Genomic DNA, 19,015 nt, shown 5'->3' with positions numbered 1-19,015 from the left:
TGTTGTGGCCACCCCCTGAAAGAATTCAGAGAGAAACATGATCTATGTGGTTTTTGGTGCAGTGGTCGCGCTATTCATCTCCTTATGCATCATGACAATCGGGTACCTAGTCCACCTTTCAGCTAAGCGGAAGGTGCTTTCTCCATACCGTTTCTTAGTCGTGATGGTTTTACTAGCACCCGTTTTTCTGATCTACGACATACTTAGCGATGAGATGTGTAGCGGCCTTTTCAATTATGCGGTCAGCGGTTACTTAATTACCGCAGTCATCATTAGTTCTCTGTGGCGCAGTATTGCGGATGGCCTCAGCGAAGCGCGGGAGTAGGAGCAGTCGCTAGGAGAGGGTGTTTATCCAGAGCTTCCTGCGAGGTATTTATACAATGTGGTCCGCCCGATCCTGAGTCGGCGGGCCACCTCAGCTTTCGGTATACCATCGTCCACCCAACCCGGGCCTGGGTTGCGTCCGTTAGTGTGGTGTAACGCTTGCTGATGGTGGACCCTGTGAAATAGTGGGGCGGCCATCGTCAGTAACCTTTCGACTCAGCTGCTCGTGGGTTTCGTCATGGAAACTCTCCACAGGAATGTCTTTAGTTTTCCAGGGGCGGAAGCTCGTGCGCGAGACGCGTCGGGGGTTCAAAGCTGCTCCCTCATATTCTTTTGAGAAATAGAAAAATGACGTGTTTGCAGCGCTTTAGAGCGCACAAGCGACCAACAATACCGATAAGACGAGCGATTATCCGGCGAGAACCGTAGACTACGTAGAGTCTGACCGCGAAAATTAGCAAAGGATTGCACATGTCTACTCCGTACAACCCTGAGAACTCCTCTAACCCGGAGGACGGCCTGAACCCGTCCAACCCGTCGGGCTCCGACCACTCCACCGGTGCGCACTCCGGCTCCTACGGATCGTCCGACACCTTCGGTTCCTACGGCGCGGGCTCCGCGGGCTCCACCGGTGCCGGCGCATCTGACAGCACCACCTCCTTCGGTGCTCAGAACACCGGCGCCCAGGGCTCCTACGGTGCCGGCGGCTTCGGCTCCGGTGCCCAGGGCTCCTACGGCGCAGGCGGCTTCGGCTCCGGCGCCTCCACCAACGACACGAACTCCGCCACCGGCGGGGCGCACACCGCGGATTCCGCTTCGGGCACCGTCGCTAGCCACGATGCTTCCGGCTTCGGCTCCTACGGCCAGACCGGTCAGCAGGCTGCCTACGGCGACCAGTACGGCCAGCAGCAGTACGGCCAGCAGGCACCGGGTGCACAGGGCACGCAGTACGGCCAGGGCCAGAACCAGGGCTTCGGCGCTTTCCCGCAGGATGCTCCGGTTGCGGGCAAGAAGAACGGCTTCTTCAACGCGCTGTTCGACTTCTCCTTCCGCAACTTCATCACCATTGACTTTGTCAAGGTGCTCTACATCATCTACATCGTATTCGCGGCTCTGATGTGGCTCGGTGGCCTGATCGTGGCCTTCAGCGGCTTCGGCGAGAGTGCGGGCGTCGGCCTTCTGATGCTCTTCGGTTGGCTGATCTTCGGCACCCTGTGGGCGCTGTTCCAAATCGTCATCTCGCGTGTGATGCTCGAGGTGCTGGTGTCCGTGGTCCGCATCGCGCAGAACACCACCGATCTCGTGGATCAGGGCGAAAAGAAATAAGCCCTTTCCGCCTACAGGCGTAAACACGTAGGCGCATCACAACACGCCCCATTCAACGCCCCGGCCTTTCCAGCTCACCTGCAGCTGGTTGGCGGGGCGTTTTGTGTATGCGGGTTTACACTCTATTTCCGTGACGTTTTTCATCCTGCTTATCGTGATCATGCTCGCGGTCATCGCGCTTGCCGAGCCGCTGGGGGAGCGCATCGGCGTGGTTGCGCCGGTGCTGCTTCTGGTGCTCAGTGCGGCGGTGGCGTTCTTGCCGCAAGTGCCGGACGTGGTCGTCGACCCGGAGATCATTCTGCAGCTGATCCTGCCGCCGTTGCTGTTCGCGACAGCGATGCGGATGCCGGTGCACGATTTCCGGCGGAATTTCTCCTCGATTTTCCTGCTTGCTGTGGTGCTGGTGGTGCTCACGGCGGTGTCGGTGGGCTGGGTGATTCACCTGCTGGTTCCCGCTATTCCGCTGCCGATCGCCATCGCGGTGGGCGCGGTGGTCAGTCCGTCGGACGCGGTGGCTGTGGGCATTGTGAAAAAGGCGGGGGTCAACCGGCGCATTATCGCGATTCTGGACGGCGAAGGCCTGATCAACGATGCGTCTGCCCTGGTCACTCTCGGTACGGCGTTGCTGGCGGCGCGCACGAAGGTGACGGCCGGCGAGGTCTTGCTCAACTTCGTGTGGGCGGTCGCCGGCGCAGTTATCGTGGGCTTTTTGGTCGGCCAGTTGGCGATGTTCATGCGCCGGCATGTCCACCATCCGACATCGAACACGGTGCTGTCACTGGCGATCCCGTTTGCGGCATTCCTCCCGGCCGAGGTGATCGGGGCATCGGGGTTGGTCAGCACCGTCGTCGCCGGCCTCGTGGTGGCGCGGAAGGCGGTGGGGGTGCTGGGGCCGTCGATACGCATCTCCGACGCCCAGACGTGGGACACCCTCGGCCTCGTCCTTGAATCCCTCGTGTTCGTGCTGATGGGCTTGCAGATGCCGGAGCTCATCGACGACGCACGGACCTCGGGCTACACGTTCCTGATGTCGTTCGGCGTGGCGATGGCGTGCTGGGCGACGGTGCTGGTGGTGCGCACGGCCGTGGTCATGCCGATGATGTCGGTGATGCGCTCCAACGCGCGGCGCACAGTGCGCCGTATGGAGCGGCTCGACGCGATGGGCAGCCGAATCGAGGAAGCATACGGGGACCCGCGGATGCACGGGGACGAACGCTACCAACGCCGCCTCGACTCGGCGCAGCAGACGCTGGACCGCCGTTACCGCGACGCACGCTATTTCGCGGAGAAATCACTCGGGTTCCGCGCCGGTTCCGTTATCGTCTGGGCCGGCATGCGCGGAGCCATCACACTAGCGGCGGCGCAGACGTTACCGCACGACGCGGAGGGCCGCGGCTTCTTGGTGCTCGTCGCGTTCATCGTCGCGGGAATGTCGCTCATCGTGCAGGGCGGCACGCTCCGATTCCTCGTGGATGCGGTCAACCCGGGCAAGGACGAGCCGAGCTCGTGGGAGGACCGGAAGCATCAGCGCGAAGTTCTCAGCACAGCAGCAGAAGCGGTCGAGGTCCCGGCGGATCTCGAGCGTGCGCTGCGCGCCGGAGGGTTGACCCGGGAAAAGATGCGCACCACACAGGTCCAGGATTTGGTGGGGGCGTTGCGGTCGCCGGGGTACTTCCAGATGGACGGCGGGGCGGACGACATCGATGCGAGCGCGATTCCGCAGCAGCTCGCGGACTACGGCATTGCGCGTGTCAAGGCGCAGCGTGACGCCCTGGTCGCCGAGCGCAACGCCGGGCGTATCGACGCCGACGATTTCTCCCACCTCCTACGCCGCCTAGACGGTACGCAGCTGTCGATTGAGGCGCAGTCGGAGGCATTCATGCGCACGGGATTCATGGGCGGAAACGACCCGCACGAGCGCGATGAGCGCCATGAGCAACAGCTTTAGCGCCACAGCTCGGAGGCGTCCACCCCGAAGGAGTACAGCGCTTTGCGCAGCAGGGGCAGGGAGAGGCCGATGACGCTGGTCTGGTCGCCCTCGATGGAGTCGATGAACCAGCCGCCGAGGGCCTCGAGGGTGAAGGCGCCGGCGCATTCGAGGGGCTCGCCGGAGCGTGCGTAGGCCTCAATGTCGGCGTCGGAGGCGTCGCCGAAGTGGATCCGGGTGGACACGGTGTCCACGACCCATGTTCCGTGGTAGCCGATGGCGTGGCCGGTGACCAGCTCAGCGGTCTGGCCGCGCTGGGCACGCCAACGGCGGATGGTCTCCTCGACGGTGTGGGGCTTGCCCTGAAGCTGGCCGTCCAGCAGCAACATCGAGTCGCAGCCGACCACGATGTCGTCGGGGTATTCGGGTGCCACCACATCGGCTTTCGCGCGGGCGAGCGCGGAGACCACCGCTGCGGGTTCGGCGCCGGAGAGGGATGCGATGATCGCGTCTTCGTCGACGTGCGCCGGGTGCTGGACGGGGTCGACCCCGGCATTGTTCAGGATCATCCGCCGGGATGGCGACTGGGAGGCGAGGACGAGGCGCATGGTGGGAGAAGGGGGCTCAGAACCTAGAACCTAGAACAGGGTCTGGGAGTTGAACGCGGACGGGTTGAACACCACCGGGCCGTGGTCGCGCGGGGTGGGGCGGCCCCACAGGTTGCGGTAGCCGCCGGAGGTGCGGGATTTCGCGGCCTGCTGAAGGTCGGTGAGCACCTGGGTCAAAGCGGCGAGCTCCGCTTCGGTGGGGGTGCCCTTCACCACGGTGAACAGGGGTTGGGACATGAGAGGTGATCTCCTTGCGGTACCGATTTACAGCGGGATGTTGCCGTGCTTCTTTGGCAGGGCGTAGACGACCTTGCGCTCCAGCAGGCGCAGCGCCTCGAGGACCTGCGCGCGGGTCTGGGAGGGCTCGATGACGATGTCGACCAGGCCGCGCTCGGTGGCCACGTACGGTGTCATATTGGCCGCGGCGTATTCGTCGATGTCAACGGAGAGCTGCTCGGCGGCGGTGGTGGCGTCGGCAAGCGCGATCTGCGCTGTCGGCCACGCCAGGACGATGTCCGCGCCCAAGTCCTTGGAGCCCATGGTCACGTACGACGGGCCGATGGCGCGGCGGAGGATCACGGTGATCTTGCCCACCTGTGCCTCGGCGTAGGCGAAAGCGAGGGCCGCGCCATAGCGTGCGGAAGCCAAGTGCTCTTCCTCCTCGGAAGGGAAGAAGCCTGGGGAGTCGACGAACTCGACGATCGGGATGTTGAAGGAGTCGCACACGCGGATGAAGTGGGCGGCCTTCTTCGCCGCGGCGTGGTCGAGGCAGCCGGCGAGGACGCTCGGCTGGTTGGCCACGATGCCCACGGCACGACCGGCGATGTGGGCGAAGCCGGTGACGATGTTGTCGGCGTAGCCGCGGCTCAGCTCAGTCAGACCCTTGTCGGTGACGCGGGTAATGATGTCGCGGACATCGTAGGACTCTGCGTTCGAGTTGGGGATGAAGGTGTCCAGGTCGGCGGTGTCCGGCTCGGTGGTGCTCTCGTTGATGGGGGAGGCCGCGCGGTTGTTCTCCGGTAGGAAGCCGACGAGGTCGCGCACGGTCGACATCGCCTCGAGGTCAGTGGCGACGGTGAGTTGCGCCAGCCCGGTGATCTTGGAGTGCACGTCGGAAGAGCCCAGGGATTTCGGAGTGGCCACGCGCCGGGTCACCTTGGTCACGGCGCTGACGGACGTCAGGTGCATCGTCGCGTCCTTGACCATCACGGTGATGTCGCTGACCGGGACGAGCAGCGCGGGCAGGGAGGCCACTTCGCCGGCCACGACGGAGATCTGCGGCACGACACCGGATGCCTCCGTCGCCTTGCGCAGAATCTTCGCGGACATCGCCGCGGTGACCACGCCCTCCTGCAGGCGCCCACCGGTGGAGTCGTGGATGGCGATGACGGGCACTCCCGTCTTGATCGCCAAGTCGTAGATCTTCAGGATCTTCTCGGCATAAACCTCGCCGATCTGGCCGTCGAAGATGGAGGAGTCGTGGGAGTAGACGGCGACACGGCGGCCGTCGATAAGCCCGTAGCCCGTGACCACGCCGTCGGTGGCGGGCTTGGTGCGCCCCATGCCGTACTCCTCGACGCGGTGGCGCGCCAAGGCGTCGGTTTCGACGAAGCTGTCGTTGTCCAGCAGCGCCTCGACGCGCTGGCGTGCGGTGGAGATCCCCGCCTCGCCCGCGGCACGTGTCGCTTCGCTGCCCATCGGCTCGCGCGATTCAGCGAGCCTGTTGCGCAGGTCCTCGATTTTGCCGGCGGTCGTGGTCAAATCGGGCTTCTTGTCGGTCATAGGCCTCCACTCTACGGGCTACACATCGCATCATCAGGTTCCACACCGCCTATCGGCACCCGCGTCCCCGATGTTTCGCCATGCTTATCGACGCTCGCCGTACGTCCCGAATCCCCGGCCCCGCAGCGGGAGAAACTCAAATTCCAGGGCAAACCGGCGAACGCTATTTTTGCCCGAGATCGAAAGGCGTGAGACCGGAAAGGCTGTTCGGATCGAGCCGCGTGGTGATGCCGATCCTGTTCCACGCGTTGATCGTGACAATCGCCATCAGCAGATTGCGTGCTCCCTTTTCGCCGTGGAAGCGCTCAACGCGGTTCCATAGCTCATCAGGTACGGAGTCCTCGCCGTGGATCTTCGTCACCGCATCGGTGAGTTCTAGTGCCGCACGCTCCTCATCGGTGAAGGCGTCGGGAGTTTCCGTCCAGTTCTCCACACGGCTGATTTTTTCTTCCGTCCAGGCATCCTTCCTGGCATCGCGGCGGTGCATGGCAAGGCAGTACGTGCACTGGTTGATTGCAGAGGCCCGCAACTGCACGAGATGCGAGTAATCCTTGTCCACACGGGCTCGCACGTACGTCTCCATGCCGAGCATGGGCGCGTAGGCGACTTTCGGGATTGGTTTCCGGCTATTCGGTGCCATGCAACAACTCTATGCCTCGCCCAGACCACTCGCAGCAGTCAATTTTCCAGACCAGCCGATGGCCTAGCGGGAAAGCAACGGCAGAAAAGCGCTGTTTGAGGCTACTGCCCGAGCATCTAGTCGTAGTGGCCGAGCATGTACTGGTCTTGTCCGTACCAGTACTGGTTGAAGGCATCCACATCTCCGTCGACTGCTTCGATGTGCCCGTTGTCGTAAGCAAGGGTGACGCTGTTTTCCAGCTTCACGCTGCCCATCAGGTCTTGTTGCCGTTCGTGCCAGTCGAAGCTGATGGTGTCGCCGTCAAGGGAAACGTTGTTGATCTGACGGAATGTGCGCATCTCTCCGTCCGGCTCGCCGTTGATGTAGAAGGCGATGCCCTGCGAAACGGAAGCACCGGTATTCGCCGGGCCGTCCGTACCGCCGCGTCCACCGTAGAAGATGATCCAGCTGACGGGCGCGCACGGGTCGTAGAAGTTGTCGATGTCCTCGATCCAGTAATGGGTGTCATAAGGGTTATCGCCCACCTGGGGCATGCGCCCCGGCGCACTTCCGTCCTCGTACTGCTCCCGCGGGTCCTTCGGCAGGGAGGCGCACTTTTTGTCTTTCTTCGGCTTTTCCGACTTCGATTTCGACTTGGTCTTCTCCGCCGGCGCTTCGTTGGTCACCGTCTCGGTGACGACATCATCGTCTGCACCGTTGTCTGCTGACGGTGCCGACACTGTGCTCATTGCCGGCTGCGACTCGGGCTCCGCAAGGTTCTCGGAGGAACAGCCGGCGGTGAGAGCGGCAACAGCAGCCACAGCTGCCAGGACAGAAGCGCGACGGGATCTCATAGTGTTTGAGTGTAGTGGCCGCGCCGGACCACACGTTTAGTTTCCGTGGCCGAGAACGAATTTCTCCGGGAAGTTCCACCGCTCCAGGAATTTCTCGGTGTCGCCGTCGACGGGGACGAGGGTGCCGTTCTTGGTTTTCAGCGTCACTGTGTAATGGTCGGTGATGCCCGCTGCGGTAGTCTCTCCGCGCTCACCCCAGGAGAAGCTCAGGTTCCCCTCGTCGATCCTGTGCACCTCTTCCATGGCGTCGAAAAGTTTCATCTGCGTGATCGGTTTGCCGTGGACGTAAAAGGCGATGCCGTCGGCGATGGATGCGCCAGTTCCGGCGGGACCCTTCGAGTCGCCGAGGCTGCCGCGGAAAATGATCCAGCTGATCGCCGCGCAGGGGGCGTAGGCGTTCTCCACGTCCTCGATCCAGTACTGGTAGTCGTCAGGGTTATCGCCCGCCTGGGGCATGCGCCCCGGTGCGGAACCGCTGGGGTACTGCTCGCGCGGATCGTTGGGGAGGGCGGCGCAGCCTTCCTTTGGGGTACCCCCGTTTCCATCGTCTCCACCTGTTCCGGCAGTTTCCTGACCGTTCCCGTCCGCCGTGGCTCGCTCGGTCACGGTCTCTGTCACGGCGCCGCCGTCGCCGCCAGCCGTGTCGGCAGTTGGCGAATTGGACGCGGCGGACGGTGGGGGAGCGGGCAGGTCGGGTTCGTCGGAGGAGGCGCAGCCAGCAGCCAGTGCCGCGACGGCTGTCATGCCTGCGATTACTGTCATGCGTGTGTGCTTCATGCCACAAAAGTTAATTGACGGGGCGAGCAAAGTGAACAGCTACATATGCATCGTTATTGCTCTGTCACACAGATGCCCACCGTGGAAAACGTGCCCAAAACACGATAAATATGCAGATTTTGTCATGCATAAAGCGGGATTCAGCGCAGTGCAGGAATAGGGTTTAACTAACTCCGGTGCCCGCATCACGAAAGGCCGACCATGTCCACTGCCTCCGGCACACCTACCCCGAACACGTCCTCCGACAGCACCGACGAGCTGCCGGAGCTGCACAGCGTGGAGCACCTCGAGCAGGCCCGCGACGAGTTCGAGCTCGACCACCTCTCCGACGCCGACCGTGAGCAGTACGAGGAGCAGGTAGCCAGCGACGAAGTCCCCGACGGCACCGTGATGGCCTGGGCCATGACGCTCTTCGGCACCGGTGTTGGCGCGGGCATCCTGTTCCTGCCGCTGGACGCCGGAACATTCGGGTTCTGGCCGCTGCTCATCGCCACCTTCTTCATCGGCCCGCTGGTGTTCTTCTCCCACCGCACCTACGCGCGCATTGTTTCCGGTTCGCCGATGCCCGGCCTGGATGTGCTGCAGGTGGTCACCGCGCTCACGGGACGCAAGAGGGGATTCGTCACTGCATTGGTGTACTGGTTGGCCGTCTACCCGACGGTGCTGATCTACGGCGTGTCCATCACCAACACCATTGACAGCTTCATCGCGAACCAGTTCGGCGGCCCGGAGATCAGCCGCTGGGTGCTCGCGCCGATCTGCGTCGGCATTCTCACCGGTGCGTTCGCGTTCGGGCAGAAGGCGACGCTGGCGATGGCGAACATGCTGGTCTACCCGCTCATCCTGTCACTGGCGGGTGTGTCGTTCTACCTGATCCCGCGGTGGGATATCGCGAGCTTCATGTCCTACGAGTCCGATACCCCACTGTGGCAGTCGCTCCTGCTGCTCCTTCCGGTGCTGGTGTTCTCCTTCAGCCACATGGCGGCGCTGTCCCAGTTCGCCCGCGACGTGCAGAAGAAACACAACGACGATGTGGCCAAGACTGAGAAAGACGTGACCAAGATCGAGCTCATCGCGGTGATCGCCCTGGTGGTCTTCACCATGTTCTTCGTCTGGTCGTGCGCTTTCGCCTTGGGCGCCGACGGCCTGGACGAGGCCGCCGCGCAGAATATCCCGGTGCTGTCCTACCTGGCCAACGAGACCGGCACGCCGCTGATGGCCTGGATGAGCCCCATCGTGGCCATCTGCGCGATCGCGTCCTCCTACTTCGGGCACATGATGGGCACTGAGGAGGGCACCACCTACTTGCTGCGCGTCGCCGCCCCGAATTTCGCCCAGCGCGTCAGTGAAAGAACGATGCGCTGGGTGATCAACGCCTTCATTTTCATCACCGGCACCTTGGTCGCGGTGTTCAACCCGTCGATCATGACGTTGATATCCGTGGTCGGCGGCATCTTCGTGGCCTTCCTGGTGTACATCGTGCCGTCGCTGCTGTTCCGGAAGGCCACCGCGTACAAGCACTACGCCAACCGCCCCGACACCATCTTCGTGGGCGTGATGGGCGTTGTCATCGTCGGCGTGACCATCTGGAACATGGTGCGGTGACCGCGCCGGGTCACCGCGGCGGCGACCCGGCATACCGCGTGAATGCGGGTCAAGGCAGTAGCAGGGTGTGGAACAGCGTCGCCTGCTTGTCGCTGAAGTTGTCGTCGGTCACGGCGACAAGCGGGCGGCGGCCGTCGGCATCACGCGGACCCCAGGCGATGCCCTCGACATTGTCGGGGTGGGGTTTGACGGTGCTGAAGTCGAAGACGAGCTGCTTTGACACGGTGCGCTCGGAACCGGCGAGAGTTTCTTCGCCTAGGACATCGTCAGCGCCGGTGACATCGAGTTTGTAGATCTCTGCCTTGTTCTCGCCGCCAACGCCCAGGTTCTTGAAGAAGCCGCGTTCGAGGAGGTAGAGGTTGTCTTTTTCGTCGGCAAGCAGCGATACTGCGCCGCGTCCGGCGTTGACGCGGGCGACGTACTCTTTCGTCGGCGTGCCGGATTCGAGGTCGTAGAAGGTGACGCGGTTGAGTGAGGAGTGCTTGTCGTCGTTCTTGCGACCGTCTTGTGCCAGTGCGTTCTCTTCGACGGTGACGATGGTGCGGCCGTCGGAAAGCAATGCCATCGCCTCCGGGCCGTTGTTGTCGTAGATGCCTCGCTTCTCCCGTCCGTCGGGGACGTGGTAGGCAGGCGTGTTGATGCGCCGGATCTCCTTGCCGTCTGGGGTGGATTGGATGATCTGCGGCGGGACGACGTCACCCCGCTTGGCTTTGCCTTCGGTGGTCCACAGAAGGTTGCCGTCGGGGAGGACGCGGATCTCCTCGGCGTCGATGTAGTCGGTGTAGGGGGAGCCGTCGGGCTGCGTGAAGTGAAGCTCACCGGCGGGCGTGAACGTCCTCAGGTCGGAAGAGGCGAAGCGGTAAGCGCGGATCGGGCCGTGCTCGTTCTTGTCGTCGGAGATGACAACGTACTCGCCCGGTTTCATCTGGTCGATGCCGCTGAATCCGCCCATTGCCTGATCCGGGCGCACTGGGGTGAAGTCGAAGCGGTTGAGGTACTCGGCCTGCGGGTGTGTCTGCTCACCGGTGGCAGGGGTGCTTTTCAACGGCTCTGAGGAGCCCGAACCGCTCGACAGCCCCTTACCGGTATTGCCGGTCACCGCGTTGACGATGGCGTTGATCACCACTGCGCTGACTGCGCCGAGCGCCGCAAGGGTGCCCAATGCCCCCGCCAGCGCAGCCGCGCCCGTGACCTTCACTCCGTTGATGTCGAATTCCTGGCGCAGCAGGTTCGCCGGATTGTCAGAGCCGGTCCACGCGCTCTCAAGAACACGCACCATGTCGTCCGGGGAGGTGATAACAACGCTTCTCGGCTGCGCCGGCGCGCTGGCGTTTGCCACGGCTGGCACGCCGGCAACAGTAAGCGAGAGGGAGGTGGCAACGGCGACCGCGGCGCGCACCGGGCGGCGGGATGAGGAAAGCGACATGGCGGGGGACTCCTTTGACGGCGGTGGGGCAAGGGGGGAAAGCGTATCCACCCCCATGAAAGCGCACATTCGCGGGCACCGCTCGGTGAACGCAATTCGGCTATTCAGTAGGTGATCCGACTGATCGGGATGTAGAACTTGAACTGTGCGTTTCCGATACCTCACCGCCAGCATCCTTGCTGCCCCGTTCATTCTCGCTGGGTGCGGATCCAGCGACGGCCTCGGCGAACCGGAGCTGACCGAGGTCAGCTCGACCATCAGCACGTCGAGCACGAGCTCGACGACGACTACGAGTTCCACCGTGAGTTCAACCACCACGGTGGAATCCGAGCCAACTGAGAAGGCGATGCCAGCCAAACCGTCGTTCGTCGAATGCTACGAAGACGGCGCTGCGCTCCTGTCGGACGGCAGCATCGTCGCTGACTCAGTGAACTGCGACCTGGGCTCCCCACAGGGAAAGTACCAATGCCCCGGCACTGACTCCTATGTGCCCGACGCCAGTTATTGCGCGCCGGAACAGAACTCTTATGACGCAGACCAAGAGTGCATTGGTCCCGCAGCTGAATGTGGGTACGGATACGACGAGTACGGCAACCGCAACCCGTCATCGGGCGAGCTTCAAGCCCAGTGGGGGTGCCAGCAGGGCTACATCACGGACCCCGACTTGTGCGGCGGTGGCCGATCTCTAGTCCGCACCTCGAGTACGTTGGGGACTCGCTGACCTAGAAAAGAATCAAGGAACGACTGCTGTGAGGAGGCCGCGATGGACGAGCAGGCAAAGCTGGAGCGGGTGTTCGGCTACCGCTTCGGGGATATCTACGGCAACTACGTGGCCAAGGTGGAGCGCAAAGGTCACACAGTTGACGAGCTTGACGACGTGCTCGGGTGGTTCACCGGGCTGAGCCCCGACGAGCTTCACGCCGCTGCTGAGTCCGACCGGAACCTGCGCGATTTCTTCGGTGACGTAACGCTGAACGCGCACGCGGACCTCATTACCGGCAAGGTGTGCGGCGTGCGTGTGGAGGACGTCGACGACGAGCTCATGCGGAAAATTCGCCGAATGGATCTGCTTGTCGACGAGCTCGCCCGCGGTAAGAAGATCACCAGCATCAAGCGGGGCTGAGCCGCCCACCGCGTCACCGTAGTGCCGTATCGGGTCGATGGACCTCTCCCATACGGAACGAACGCACCGAAAAATGGGGTCCGGCAGGAGGATTCGACGGCAGAGCACAATAAAAAGGAACGTTCGCACCGAAATGTCGGACTTGGTGGGTAGGATAAGGCGCTGAGCGAACATTCCGGAACGATCGATCGTTCTGCATACGCAGGCTCCGCGAATTACAGCGCGCGTACGACTTCCGCGAACTGATCCTGGCCGCGGTGACGGAATACCGCAACGGTTCGGCGCCGCGCGGCATCCGGTTCGAGTGCGAGAGCCGAGTTGATCGCATGCAGCGCAGCGGTGGGATCAGCTGCCAGATCGGGTGACAAACCCATGTAGTCCAGCAAGTGGGGCAGATCAACCGTCTCTGCGTCATCGAGAGAAAACTCCTCGAAAACTGCAGCGGGTGCCGGGCGAACGTCGAATTGGTTCGGGGAATACCGCAGCCAAATGCGATCTCCTTCTTCAGCATTTAGCTCGAGAAGGAAGCGGCGGATAGTCGATGTCGATGACTGCTTGAGTTTGTTCACTCGGACGAACTGGTCGCCGAGACGGCTAGCAACGCTTACTTCGCCACCAACGGGCACTTGGTAAATTCCGGCCACTCCGCGTGGAACTTGGAACCCCGAACCACGGAGATGATCGAAGCTGACGGTGAGAAGCATCTCCCAAGCGCCGTCATGCCAGTAGAGGTCACGGTAGTCTTGTGGATCCTCCTGGACGACCTCGTCAGTGCCGGTGGAGAGTGACACCATGCCATCGACCAGATCAAAGTCACTTCCTGCGGCGTAAGCGCGTACAGAGTTCTCACTTACATTGAAATTCGGGGCGTCAGCGATCAAATCCTCCAGGGAGACGCTGCCATTCTCGGAAGCCTTGATGCGGTTTGTGATCCAGGAATTGATAGAAGAAAACTCTTCGCGGTTCCACGCGGCTAAGGCATACAAGTTGTTCCCTGCCCGGACGATGCGGTCATCAACGGCCAATTGATTGGCGAGGGATCGCGGGTTCACCTCAATTCCCAGCGCATCGATGATGTCTTCCACCCCCAGCGGCTCTCCCCTCATGGAGAGCACGCCTACCGCGCGGTCCTGATGGTTAGAAGCGACGATCAGATGCTTACCGTCAGGCAGCAGCAATACACCGGAGAGTTTCTGGAGCCATTCAGAGAACGGTTGTTCACATACGCCGAGAGCATTCGCGACGTCTTCGAGCCTCGTGACATTGGTTTCGTTCGCGCATTCAGCAATCACGTCACGAGCTGTGGTTTCAAAATCTGGCGCCAGCAACCATTCCTCATCGATCGTCCAGAGTTTCCACATGAGGAAGAACTGCTCATACGTGCCGTGGAACGGCTCTGCTGTTGCGGTCAGTTCGGGGAAATCTCGGAGGACTTGTTCACGGCGGGCAATGGGCAGAAACTGAGCTGCCAATTCACTTGCAACCCAGGTGCTAAGCGTTGACGGCGCATCGAAATCCTTCTTTAGTTCTGACTCAAGCTGGCGGATGCGCTCCCGACTAACACCGAAAACCTGCCCAAGTTCATCTAAAGTTGCGTTGCCCATATAGCGTGACGTAACGATTCGATGTTTACGTTCATCGTCTCCGCAGGCGGTCGAGAGTTCATCGGCGCATCGTGCAAACAAAGCGTCCAGAGGTTCGCGTTCATCGAAGCGTGCATCGACGTTCGGCAACACTGCTTTGAGTGCTTGCGGCACCTCGTGGATGCCACTAAGCGCGAGCCATCCTCTCAAGATGTCGATTTCTTCAGCGGGAATGGTCGATTCATTTTCGATCGGCTCAGCTCCGTAGGGGTCACCGAATTCACTCATGTAGTCGTCCATGGTGGCCGATTCCTGTGATTCTGCATCTATGGCAGCAAGAATCACTGCTTCGACCATGCGCTCAAGTCGCTTCACACCGACGCCGGGAAGGTCACGGAGATCCTCAACGGTAGCGGTGAGCATTGGATCGAATCGGTCGGCCCAGATTGCTCCGGCTTTACTCGCACTAGACCCAGAGAGATCAATGATCACATTTCCGGTGAGCACGGGTGAGATCTCTTGCAATTGTGAGGTGGGGAAGTGGTTGATCCACAGTGATGCGATCTCGTTGTTCTGGAGATCGAAGTCGGAAGAATTAGGCAGAATCGTCGACACCCAACTGAATCGGACTGATCGCGGTTCGAGATGCGAAACACCTTCTTCGTTGCTTATGTCGCGATTGGAGGAGTCAGAGTCATTCGTCATCTCCCATTCGGCTAACAGCGAGGCAAAATGTTTTTCACTAATGATTGGAATGCCTAGCTCGTTGGCTCGGCGAGCTTTTCCGCTTCTGGAGTCTGGATTAGCGGCAACAACGAGGACAGTTTTCTTACTCACACCACCTGTTTGCAGTCCGTAAGCGGCAGCGCGTGCTTCCCACGTCTCACGAGGTAGATCCATCGAACCGGTAAGTGCAATTCGGTCGCCTGGCTTGAGCTGGATCCAATTCTCCGGCGATCCAGTCTGAGGGGAGGCAAGCAGCTCGCGCGCAGTGGTCGGACGAACATTTAGTTGTTCGGCCAAGTCGATGAGATCCGACTTTTCAGCATCGGTAATGACACCGTCCATCCATGCTTCGATAGCTACCTGGCGTAGAAAATCCTCGTGGATCTCATTGATGTCCTCGCTGGTTAGCCCTTCAGACTCCGCCGTTAGGGCCAGTTGACTAATTTCCTCGGAGGTGAGTCGCCGATCCGAAAGCGCCTTGCGCAGCAATTCCTGGTAGGAAGAGCCCCCAGTAGAACCACTGGTAGGTAATGATTGGGCGATGCGGGATAGCCACTGTTCGCCTTGTTGGGCTTGAGCGCGGCTAACTAAACGCGGTTGTTTCGTGCTTCCTGGCTCAACCATGAAACTGAGCGGCATACCCGTGAAATGCGCCCCCCATGTCGTGTGGAGCTCCCGCAATAGCTCGGCTGTAGCCATCGCATCAGGTAACGCCGCATGCGGAAGATCGTTCGTCAGGCCTGCAATCGCTAGTGCCTCGGACAGTTTCCCGCGGCCGAGATGCTCTGATGCCAGAACCCGCGTATCTACCCATCTCGCATTGGCAGCGTTGGTAGCGATATTGACACGTTGGAATTCCTTTGTGAGGAACCGCTGCTCGAACGATGCGTTGTGAGCGACTCCAATTCGTCCGTTTAAGAGCTGCGCAACAAGTGGAGCAATCTCTTCCCATGTCGGTGCATCTCGGAGATCAGTCGGGGTCAGTTTATGGACATGACTATTGGAAACATCTCGGTTCGGCTGCACGAGAGTTTCCCACGTCCCTTCCAACTCGAGATCGGGAGACAGAAGTGCAATACCTACCTCAATGATTCGATCCGCTCCACCAAAACCAGTGGTCTCCAGATCAATGACTGCGTATCCGTTGCGCGTGCTCATGCCACCAAAGTAATTCACGTCCCGGACACCGGCAGCGCATCTGTCGAGCGGTTGTGCGAATCCTGAAGCGGGTTAATAGTCCGCCCCAGCGCGCGTTGACCCGTTAGGCGTTCAGCTCAAGTTCTGTGTCGCGTGGGCCTTCTGCAACGACATCCGTGAGTGGTGCTACGCCCCCGTCCTTTTCTAAAGCACCTGCGGCGGGTGCTGGCAAAACGTCGCGACTTGTGGGCATGAACATTCCTCACATGGCGGTGAGCGACAGTACCCTTTGACACATGCCTACTTCTGCACCGTCAACTGCATTCGCACCAGGCCTCATGGTCCGTGTGCGCGATGAGCTGTGGCTAATCACTAGCGTGACCCAGTCTGTCGACGGCTACCTGCTCAAGGTGCGTGGCCTGTCCGATTATGTGCGTGACACCACGGCGAGCTTCTACACAGCGATCGACGATGTAGAGGTCTTCGACCCCGCCAAGGTCGAGGTGGTGCCGGACCACTCGCCGGGCTACCGCACCACGCGTCTGTGGTTGGAGACGACACTGCGCCAAACCCCGGTTCCGCTGTACCAAGCAGAGCTCTCCGTCGCGGAGCAGATGCTCATGGATCCGCTGGATTACCAGCTCACCGCGGTAAAGAAGGCCCTGTCCGACGACAACCTCCGCCCCCGCGTCCTCATCGCCGATGCCGTTGGTCTGGGCAAGACCCTCGAGATCGGCATGATTCTCGCGGAGCTGATCCGCCGCGGCCGCGGGGACCGCATCCTCGTGGTCACACCGAAGCACATCATGGAGCAGTTCCAGCAAGAGATGTGGTCCCGCTTCGCTATTCCGCTGGTCCGCCTCGACTCGGCTGGGATCCAGCGTGTCCGTCGAATCCTGCCGTCGAGCCGGAACCCGTTCACCTACTTTTCCCGCGTGATTGTCTCGATGGACACGCTCAAGAGTCCGAAGTATCGCGCACAGTTGGAAAAGGTCCGCTGGGATGCGGTGGTCATCGACGAAATCCACAACGCCACCAATGTGGGCACGCAGAACAACGAGCTTGCCCGCACTCTGGCCCCGACGACTGAAGCACTCCTCCTCGCATCGGCGACACCGCACAATGGTGATCCCGAGTCCTTCAAGGAGATTCTCCGCTTGCTGGACCCGACGGCAGTCATGCCGGACGGGACGATTGACAAGGATGCGGTGAGGCGACTCCTCATCCGCCGCCACCGGCACAGTGATGAGGTAGCCACAGTGGTGGGGGAGAAGTGGGCCGTCCGGAAAGACCCGCTGAATATCCCGGTGGAAGCATCGAAAGAAGAGAATGCCGTCGCTGCGGAACTTGAAGCTACCTGGATCCACCCGGATGACGGCCAGATCCCAGCGCAGGACCGGCTCTTCCCGTGGACCCTGGTCAAAGCGTTCCTGTCTTCGCCTGCCGCGCTCGAGGAGACGATCTCAAACCGCCTGAAACGCATTCCCACCAGCGAGAAAGTACAGCGGGAGGCGCTCGAGCGACTCCACGAGCTCAACTCCAAGGTCACCCGCCAGAACTCCAACAAGTATGCGGCGCTGATCAATTACCTCACTGAGATCGGCGTGGGCAAGAAGTCCGACACCCGCGCCGTCATTTTTTCCGAGCGCGTCGCCACACTCACCTGGCTCCAGGAGAATCTGACCAAAGACCTCAAGATGCCCAAAGACTCCATCGCAGTCATGCACGGTGGTCTCTCGGACGAGGAGCAGATGAGGCTTGTCGACGAATTCAAGCGCGAGGACTCCAAACTGCGCATCCTGGTCACCGGCGATGTCGCCTCTGAGGGTGTCAACTTGCACACGCTGTGCCACCACTTGGTCCACTACGACATCCCGTGGTCGCTCATTCGTATCCAACAACGCAATGGCCGCATTGACCGCTACGGGCAGACCGAGTCACCTCAGATCACGGCGCTTCTCCTTGACACAGCGCAGGGCGGTTACGTCGGTGAGCTCCACGTGCTGCAAAAGCTCATCGAGCGCGAGCACCAGGCCCACGAGATCCTCGGCGATGTCGGCTCACTCATCGGCCAGCACTCGGTCAAGGGCGAGGAGGATGAGATCCGCAAGATCATTCAGAACCAAGCCGGTTTCGATGAGGTGGTGAAGGCCCCAGAACAGATCGCTGAGGAAACGGCGGAGTCTGAAGAAGACCTCCTTGATCAGTGGATGGCCGGATTCGGTCTTGAACTCGATGAAGACGGAAACTTTGATCCTGCGGCCTCGAACAATGCATTCATCGACACCGCGTCCGCATCCGCGGGCGGGATCCGCGGCAGCCTCTACACTTCTGAGGTCGCCTACTTGGAAGACGCTCTGAGCGAGGCTTTCCGTGGCGCACCGGAAAAGGACCTTGCCGCCAACGGCGTGGGGTATGTGCGCCACCAGAACCAGGTCGCGGAGCTCACCCCGCCGGAAGATCTCCGCCGCCGCCTCGAAGTTCTGCCGCAGGACTATTTGGCCGACCGCAAAGTGCGGGAGTGCTTCCAGCTGGCCACGAACATCGACGTGGGCAACGAGGTCATGCGTCGTGCTCGCACAGGGCAGGACGGATCCACCTGGCCGAAGGCCCACTTCCTGGGCCCGTTGCACCCGGTGACCGATTGGGCCACCGACCGCGCGCTCGCCTCGCTGTCCGCTGGCCAGATCACTGCCATTTCCGGCGACGTCCCCGCACCGACGGTGCTGCTCATGGCGACATTGACCAATAAGCGCGGTCAGGTCGTCTCCCGCGCCTTCGTGGCAATGATGGACGGCATGATCCCGCAGGATGTGCCGGATCCGATCACATGGCTCCGCGGAGTTGGACTGACCGAACGAGCGATCAACCCAGGCACGCTCACTCTGCCTGATAATGCCCAAGAACTAATTGCTCAGTCAGTGCAGGTAGCCAGCGGTCAGCTGCAACCGATGATGTCCGCCGCTCGCGCACATGCGCACGACCGCATCGGGTACTGGGTGCAGCGTGCAGAGAACTGGGACCAGGCGAAAGAAGACGTGACTAAGACCGCCAAGGTCGGCCGCTCGGCATCGCTTATCAGCGAAGAGAAGTCGCTCATCTCCTCACTCGAACCCGACCGCGAACTGATCCGCCCACTCGTACTCATCCTGCCCGCCGACACCAACGCCGAGCCACACGCAGACACCAACTAGGAGA

15 protein-coding genes are annotated in these 19,015 nt (G+C 61.3%); 6 read left to right on the top strand and 9 right to left on the bottom strand.

All coding sequences use genetic code 11. The features are described from left to right. Window positions 1-348: 348 nt before the first annotated feature. Window positions 349-522 (bottom strand): helix-turn-helix domain-containing protein, encoded by a 174-nt coding sequence (locus QYR03_RS05750; RefSeq protein WP_301713142.1) that lies wholly within the window; start codon window positions 520-522, stop codon window positions 349-351. Between the two features lie 273 nt (window positions 523-795). Between QYR03_RS05750 and QYR03_RS05745 the strand changes: the two genes are divergently transcribed. Together QYR03_RS05745 and QYR03_RS05740 are read left to right on the top strand one after the other, a co-directional pair. Further along, window positions 796-1,650 carry a DUF4282 domain-containing protein gene (locus tag QYR03_RS05745; RefSeq protein ID WP_301713141.1) on the top strand — a complete coding sequence of 285 codons (855 nt, stop codon included), beginning with the start codon at window positions 796-798 and terminating at the stop codon, window positions 1,648-1,650. 130 nt (window positions 1,651-1,780) lie between these two features. Further along, window positions 1,781-3,598, top strand: a complete 1,818-nt coding sequence (locus QYR03_RS05740; protein ID WP_301713140.1) for a sodium:proton antiporter — start codon at window positions 1,781-1,783, stop codon at window positions 3,596-3,598. Here the strand turns inward: QYR03_RS05740 and QYR03_RS05735 are convergent. From QYR03_RS05735 to QYR03_RS05710, 6 genes are all read right to left on the bottom strand, one after another. After that, on the bottom strand, window positions 3,595-4,185 hold the full coding sequence (locus tag QYR03_RS05735) for a nucleoside triphosphate pyrophosphatase (protein WP_301713139.1): 591 nt from the start codon (window positions 4,183-4,185) through the stop codon (window positions 3,595-3,597). The two genes, QYR03_RS05740 and QYR03_RS05735, sit on opposite strands and share 4 nt — an antisense overlap. A gap of 30 nt (window positions 4,186-4,215) precedes the next feature. After that, entirely contained in the window at window positions 4,216-4,422 is a 207-nt protein-coding gene (locus tag QYR03_RS05730) for an acyl-CoA carboxylase subunit epsilon (protein ID WP_259849787.1), read from the bottom strand. Window positions 4,423-4,449: 27 nt separating this feature from the next. Continuing rightward, entirely contained in the window at window positions 4,450-5,967 is a 1,518-nt protein-coding gene (locus tag QYR03_RS05725) for an acyl-CoA carboxylase subunit beta (protein WP_301713138.1), read from the bottom strand. 163 nt (window positions 5,968-6,130) lie between these two features. After that, window positions 6,131-6,607, bottom strand: a complete 477-nt coding sequence (locus QYR03_RS05720; protein WP_259849783.1) for a carboxymuconolactone decarboxylase family protein — start codon at window positions 6,605-6,607, stop codon at window positions 6,131-6,133. A 116-nt stretch (window positions 6,608-6,723) separates the two neighbouring features. Next, window positions 6,724-7,440 (bottom strand): hypothetical protein, encoded by a 717-nt coding sequence (locus QYR03_RS05715; RefSeq protein WP_301713137.1) that lies wholly within the window; start codon window positions 7,438-7,440, stop codon window positions 6,724-6,726. A 36-nt stretch (window positions 7,441-7,476) separates the two neighbouring features. Further along, complete coding sequence (locus QYR03_RS05710) at window positions 7,477-8,217, bottom strand: hypothetical protein (protein ID WP_259849776.1); 741 nt, start codon at window positions 8,215-8,217, stop codon at window positions 7,477-7,479. Between the two features lie 201 nt (window positions 8,218-8,418). Here QYR03_RS05710 and QYR03_RS05705 point away from each other — a divergent pair, with 201 nt between their 5' ends. After that, window positions 8,419-9,822, top strand: coding sequence for an amino acid permease (locus tag QYR03_RS05705; RefSeq protein WP_259849770.1), 1,404 nt, complete (start codon window positions 8,419-8,421; stop codon window positions 9,820-9,822). A gap of 49 nt (window positions 9,823-9,871) precedes the next feature. Here QYR03_RS05705 and QYR03_RS05700 read toward each other — a convergent pair whose 3' ends face one another. Continuing rightward, complete coding sequence (locus QYR03_RS05700) at window positions 9,872-11,248, bottom strand: esterase-like activity of phytase family protein (protein WP_301713136.1); 1,377 nt, start codon at window positions 11,246-11,248, stop codon at window positions 9,872-9,874. Between the two features lie 145 nt (window positions 11,249-11,393). On the opposite strand from QYR03_RS05700, the gene QYR03_RS05695 reads away from it, so the two are divergent. Both QYR03_RS05695 and QYR03_RS05690 read left to right on the top strand, forming a co-directional pair. Then, a complete protein-coding gene (locus QYR03_RS05695) occupies window positions 11,394-11,969 on the top strand; it encodes a hypothetical protein (RefSeq protein WP_301713135.1) in 576 nt (191 codons plus the stop codon). Between the two features lie 42 nt (window positions 11,970-12,011). Next, window positions 12,012-12,371, top strand: a complete 360-nt coding sequence (locus QYR03_RS05690; RefSeq protein ID WP_301713134.1) for a DUF2200 family protein — start codon at window positions 12,012-12,014, stop codon at window positions 12,369-12,371. Window positions 12,372-12,586: 215 nt separating this feature from the next. On the opposite strand, the gene QYR03_RS05685 is transcribed toward QYR03_RS05690, so the two are convergent. Further along, a complete protein-coding gene (locus QYR03_RS05685; protein WP_301713133.1) occupies window positions 12,587-15,838 on the bottom strand; it encodes an exonuclease domain-containing protein in 3,252 nt (1,083 codons plus the stop codon). A gap of 275 nt (window positions 15,839-16,113) precedes the next feature. Between QYR03_RS05685 and QYR03_RS05680 the strand changes: the two genes are divergently transcribed. Then, window positions 16,114-19,011 carry a DEAD/DEAH box helicase gene (locus QYR03_RS05680; RefSeq protein ID WP_301713132.1) on the top strand — a complete coding sequence of 966 codons (2,898 nt, stop codon included), beginning with the start codon at window positions 16,114-16,116 and terminating at the stop codon, window positions 19,009-19,011. The last annotated feature ends 4 nt before the right edge of the window (window positions 19,012-19,015 follow it).

Source organism: Corynebacterium sp. P4-C1 (assembly GCF_030503595.1).
Lineage (GTDB): Bacteria > Actinomycetota > Actinomycetes > Mycobacteriales > Mycobacteriaceae > Corynebacterium.
Note: the sequence above shows the minus strand (reverse complement) of the source record. Positions and strands in the feature narration are given on the sequence as shown.

Excerpts from the sequence above, each read along its gene's own strand:
- QYR03_RS05720 (WP_259849783.1), bottom strand. The coding sequence starts at position 6,607 with ATGGCACCGAATAGCCGGAAACCAATCCCGAAAGTCGCCTACGCGCCC.
- QYR03_RS05730 (WP_259849787.1), bottom strand. The coding sequence starts at position 4,422 with ATGTCCCAACCCCTGTTCACCGTGGTGAAGGGCACCCCCACCGAAGCG.
- QYR03_RS05710 (WP_259849776.1), bottom strand. The coding sequence starts at position 8,217 with ATGAAGCACACACGCATGACAGTAATCGCAGGCATGACAGCCGTCGCG.
- QYR03_RS05750 (WP_301713142.1), bottom strand. The coding sequence starts at position 522 with ATGGCCGCCCCACTATTTCACAGGGTCCACCATCAGCAAGCGTTACAC.
- QYR03_RS05715 (WP_301713137.1), bottom strand. The coding sequence starts at position 7,440 with ATGAGATCCCGTCGCGCTTCTGTCCTGGCAGCTGTGGCTGCTGTTGCC.
- QYR03_RS05725 (WP_301713138.1), bottom strand. The coding sequence starts at position 5,967 with ATGACCGACAAGAAGCCCGATTTGACCACGACCGCCGGCAAAATCGAG.
- QYR03_RS05705 (WP_259849770.1), top strand. The coding sequence starts at position 8,419 with ATGTCCACTGCCTCCGGCACACCTACCCCGAACACGTCCTCCGACAGC.
- QYR03_RS05685 (WP_301713133.1), bottom strand. The coding sequence starts at position 15,838 with ATGAGCACGCGCAACGGATACGCAGTCATTGATCTGGAGACCACTGGT.
- QYR03_RS05690 (WP_301713134.1), top strand. The coding sequence starts at position 12,012 with ATGGACGAGCAGGCAAAGCTGGAGCGGGTGTTCGGCTACCGCTTCGGG.
- QYR03_RS05700 (WP_301713136.1), bottom strand. The coding sequence starts at position 11,248 with ATGTCGCTTTCCTCATCCCGCCGCCCGGTGCGCGCCGCGGTCGCCGTT.
- QYR03_RS05680 (WP_301713132.1), top strand. The coding sequence starts at position 16,114 with ATGCCTACTTCTGCACCGTCAACTGCATTCGCACCAGGCCTCATGGTC.
- QYR03_RS05735 (WP_301713139.1), bottom strand. The coding sequence starts at position 4,185 with ATGCGCCTCGTCCTCGCCTCCCAGTCGCCATCCCGGCGGATGATCCTG.
- QYR03_RS05745 (WP_301713141.1), top strand. The coding sequence starts at position 796 with ATGTCTACTCCGTACAACCCTGAGAACTCCTCTAACCCGGAGGACGGC.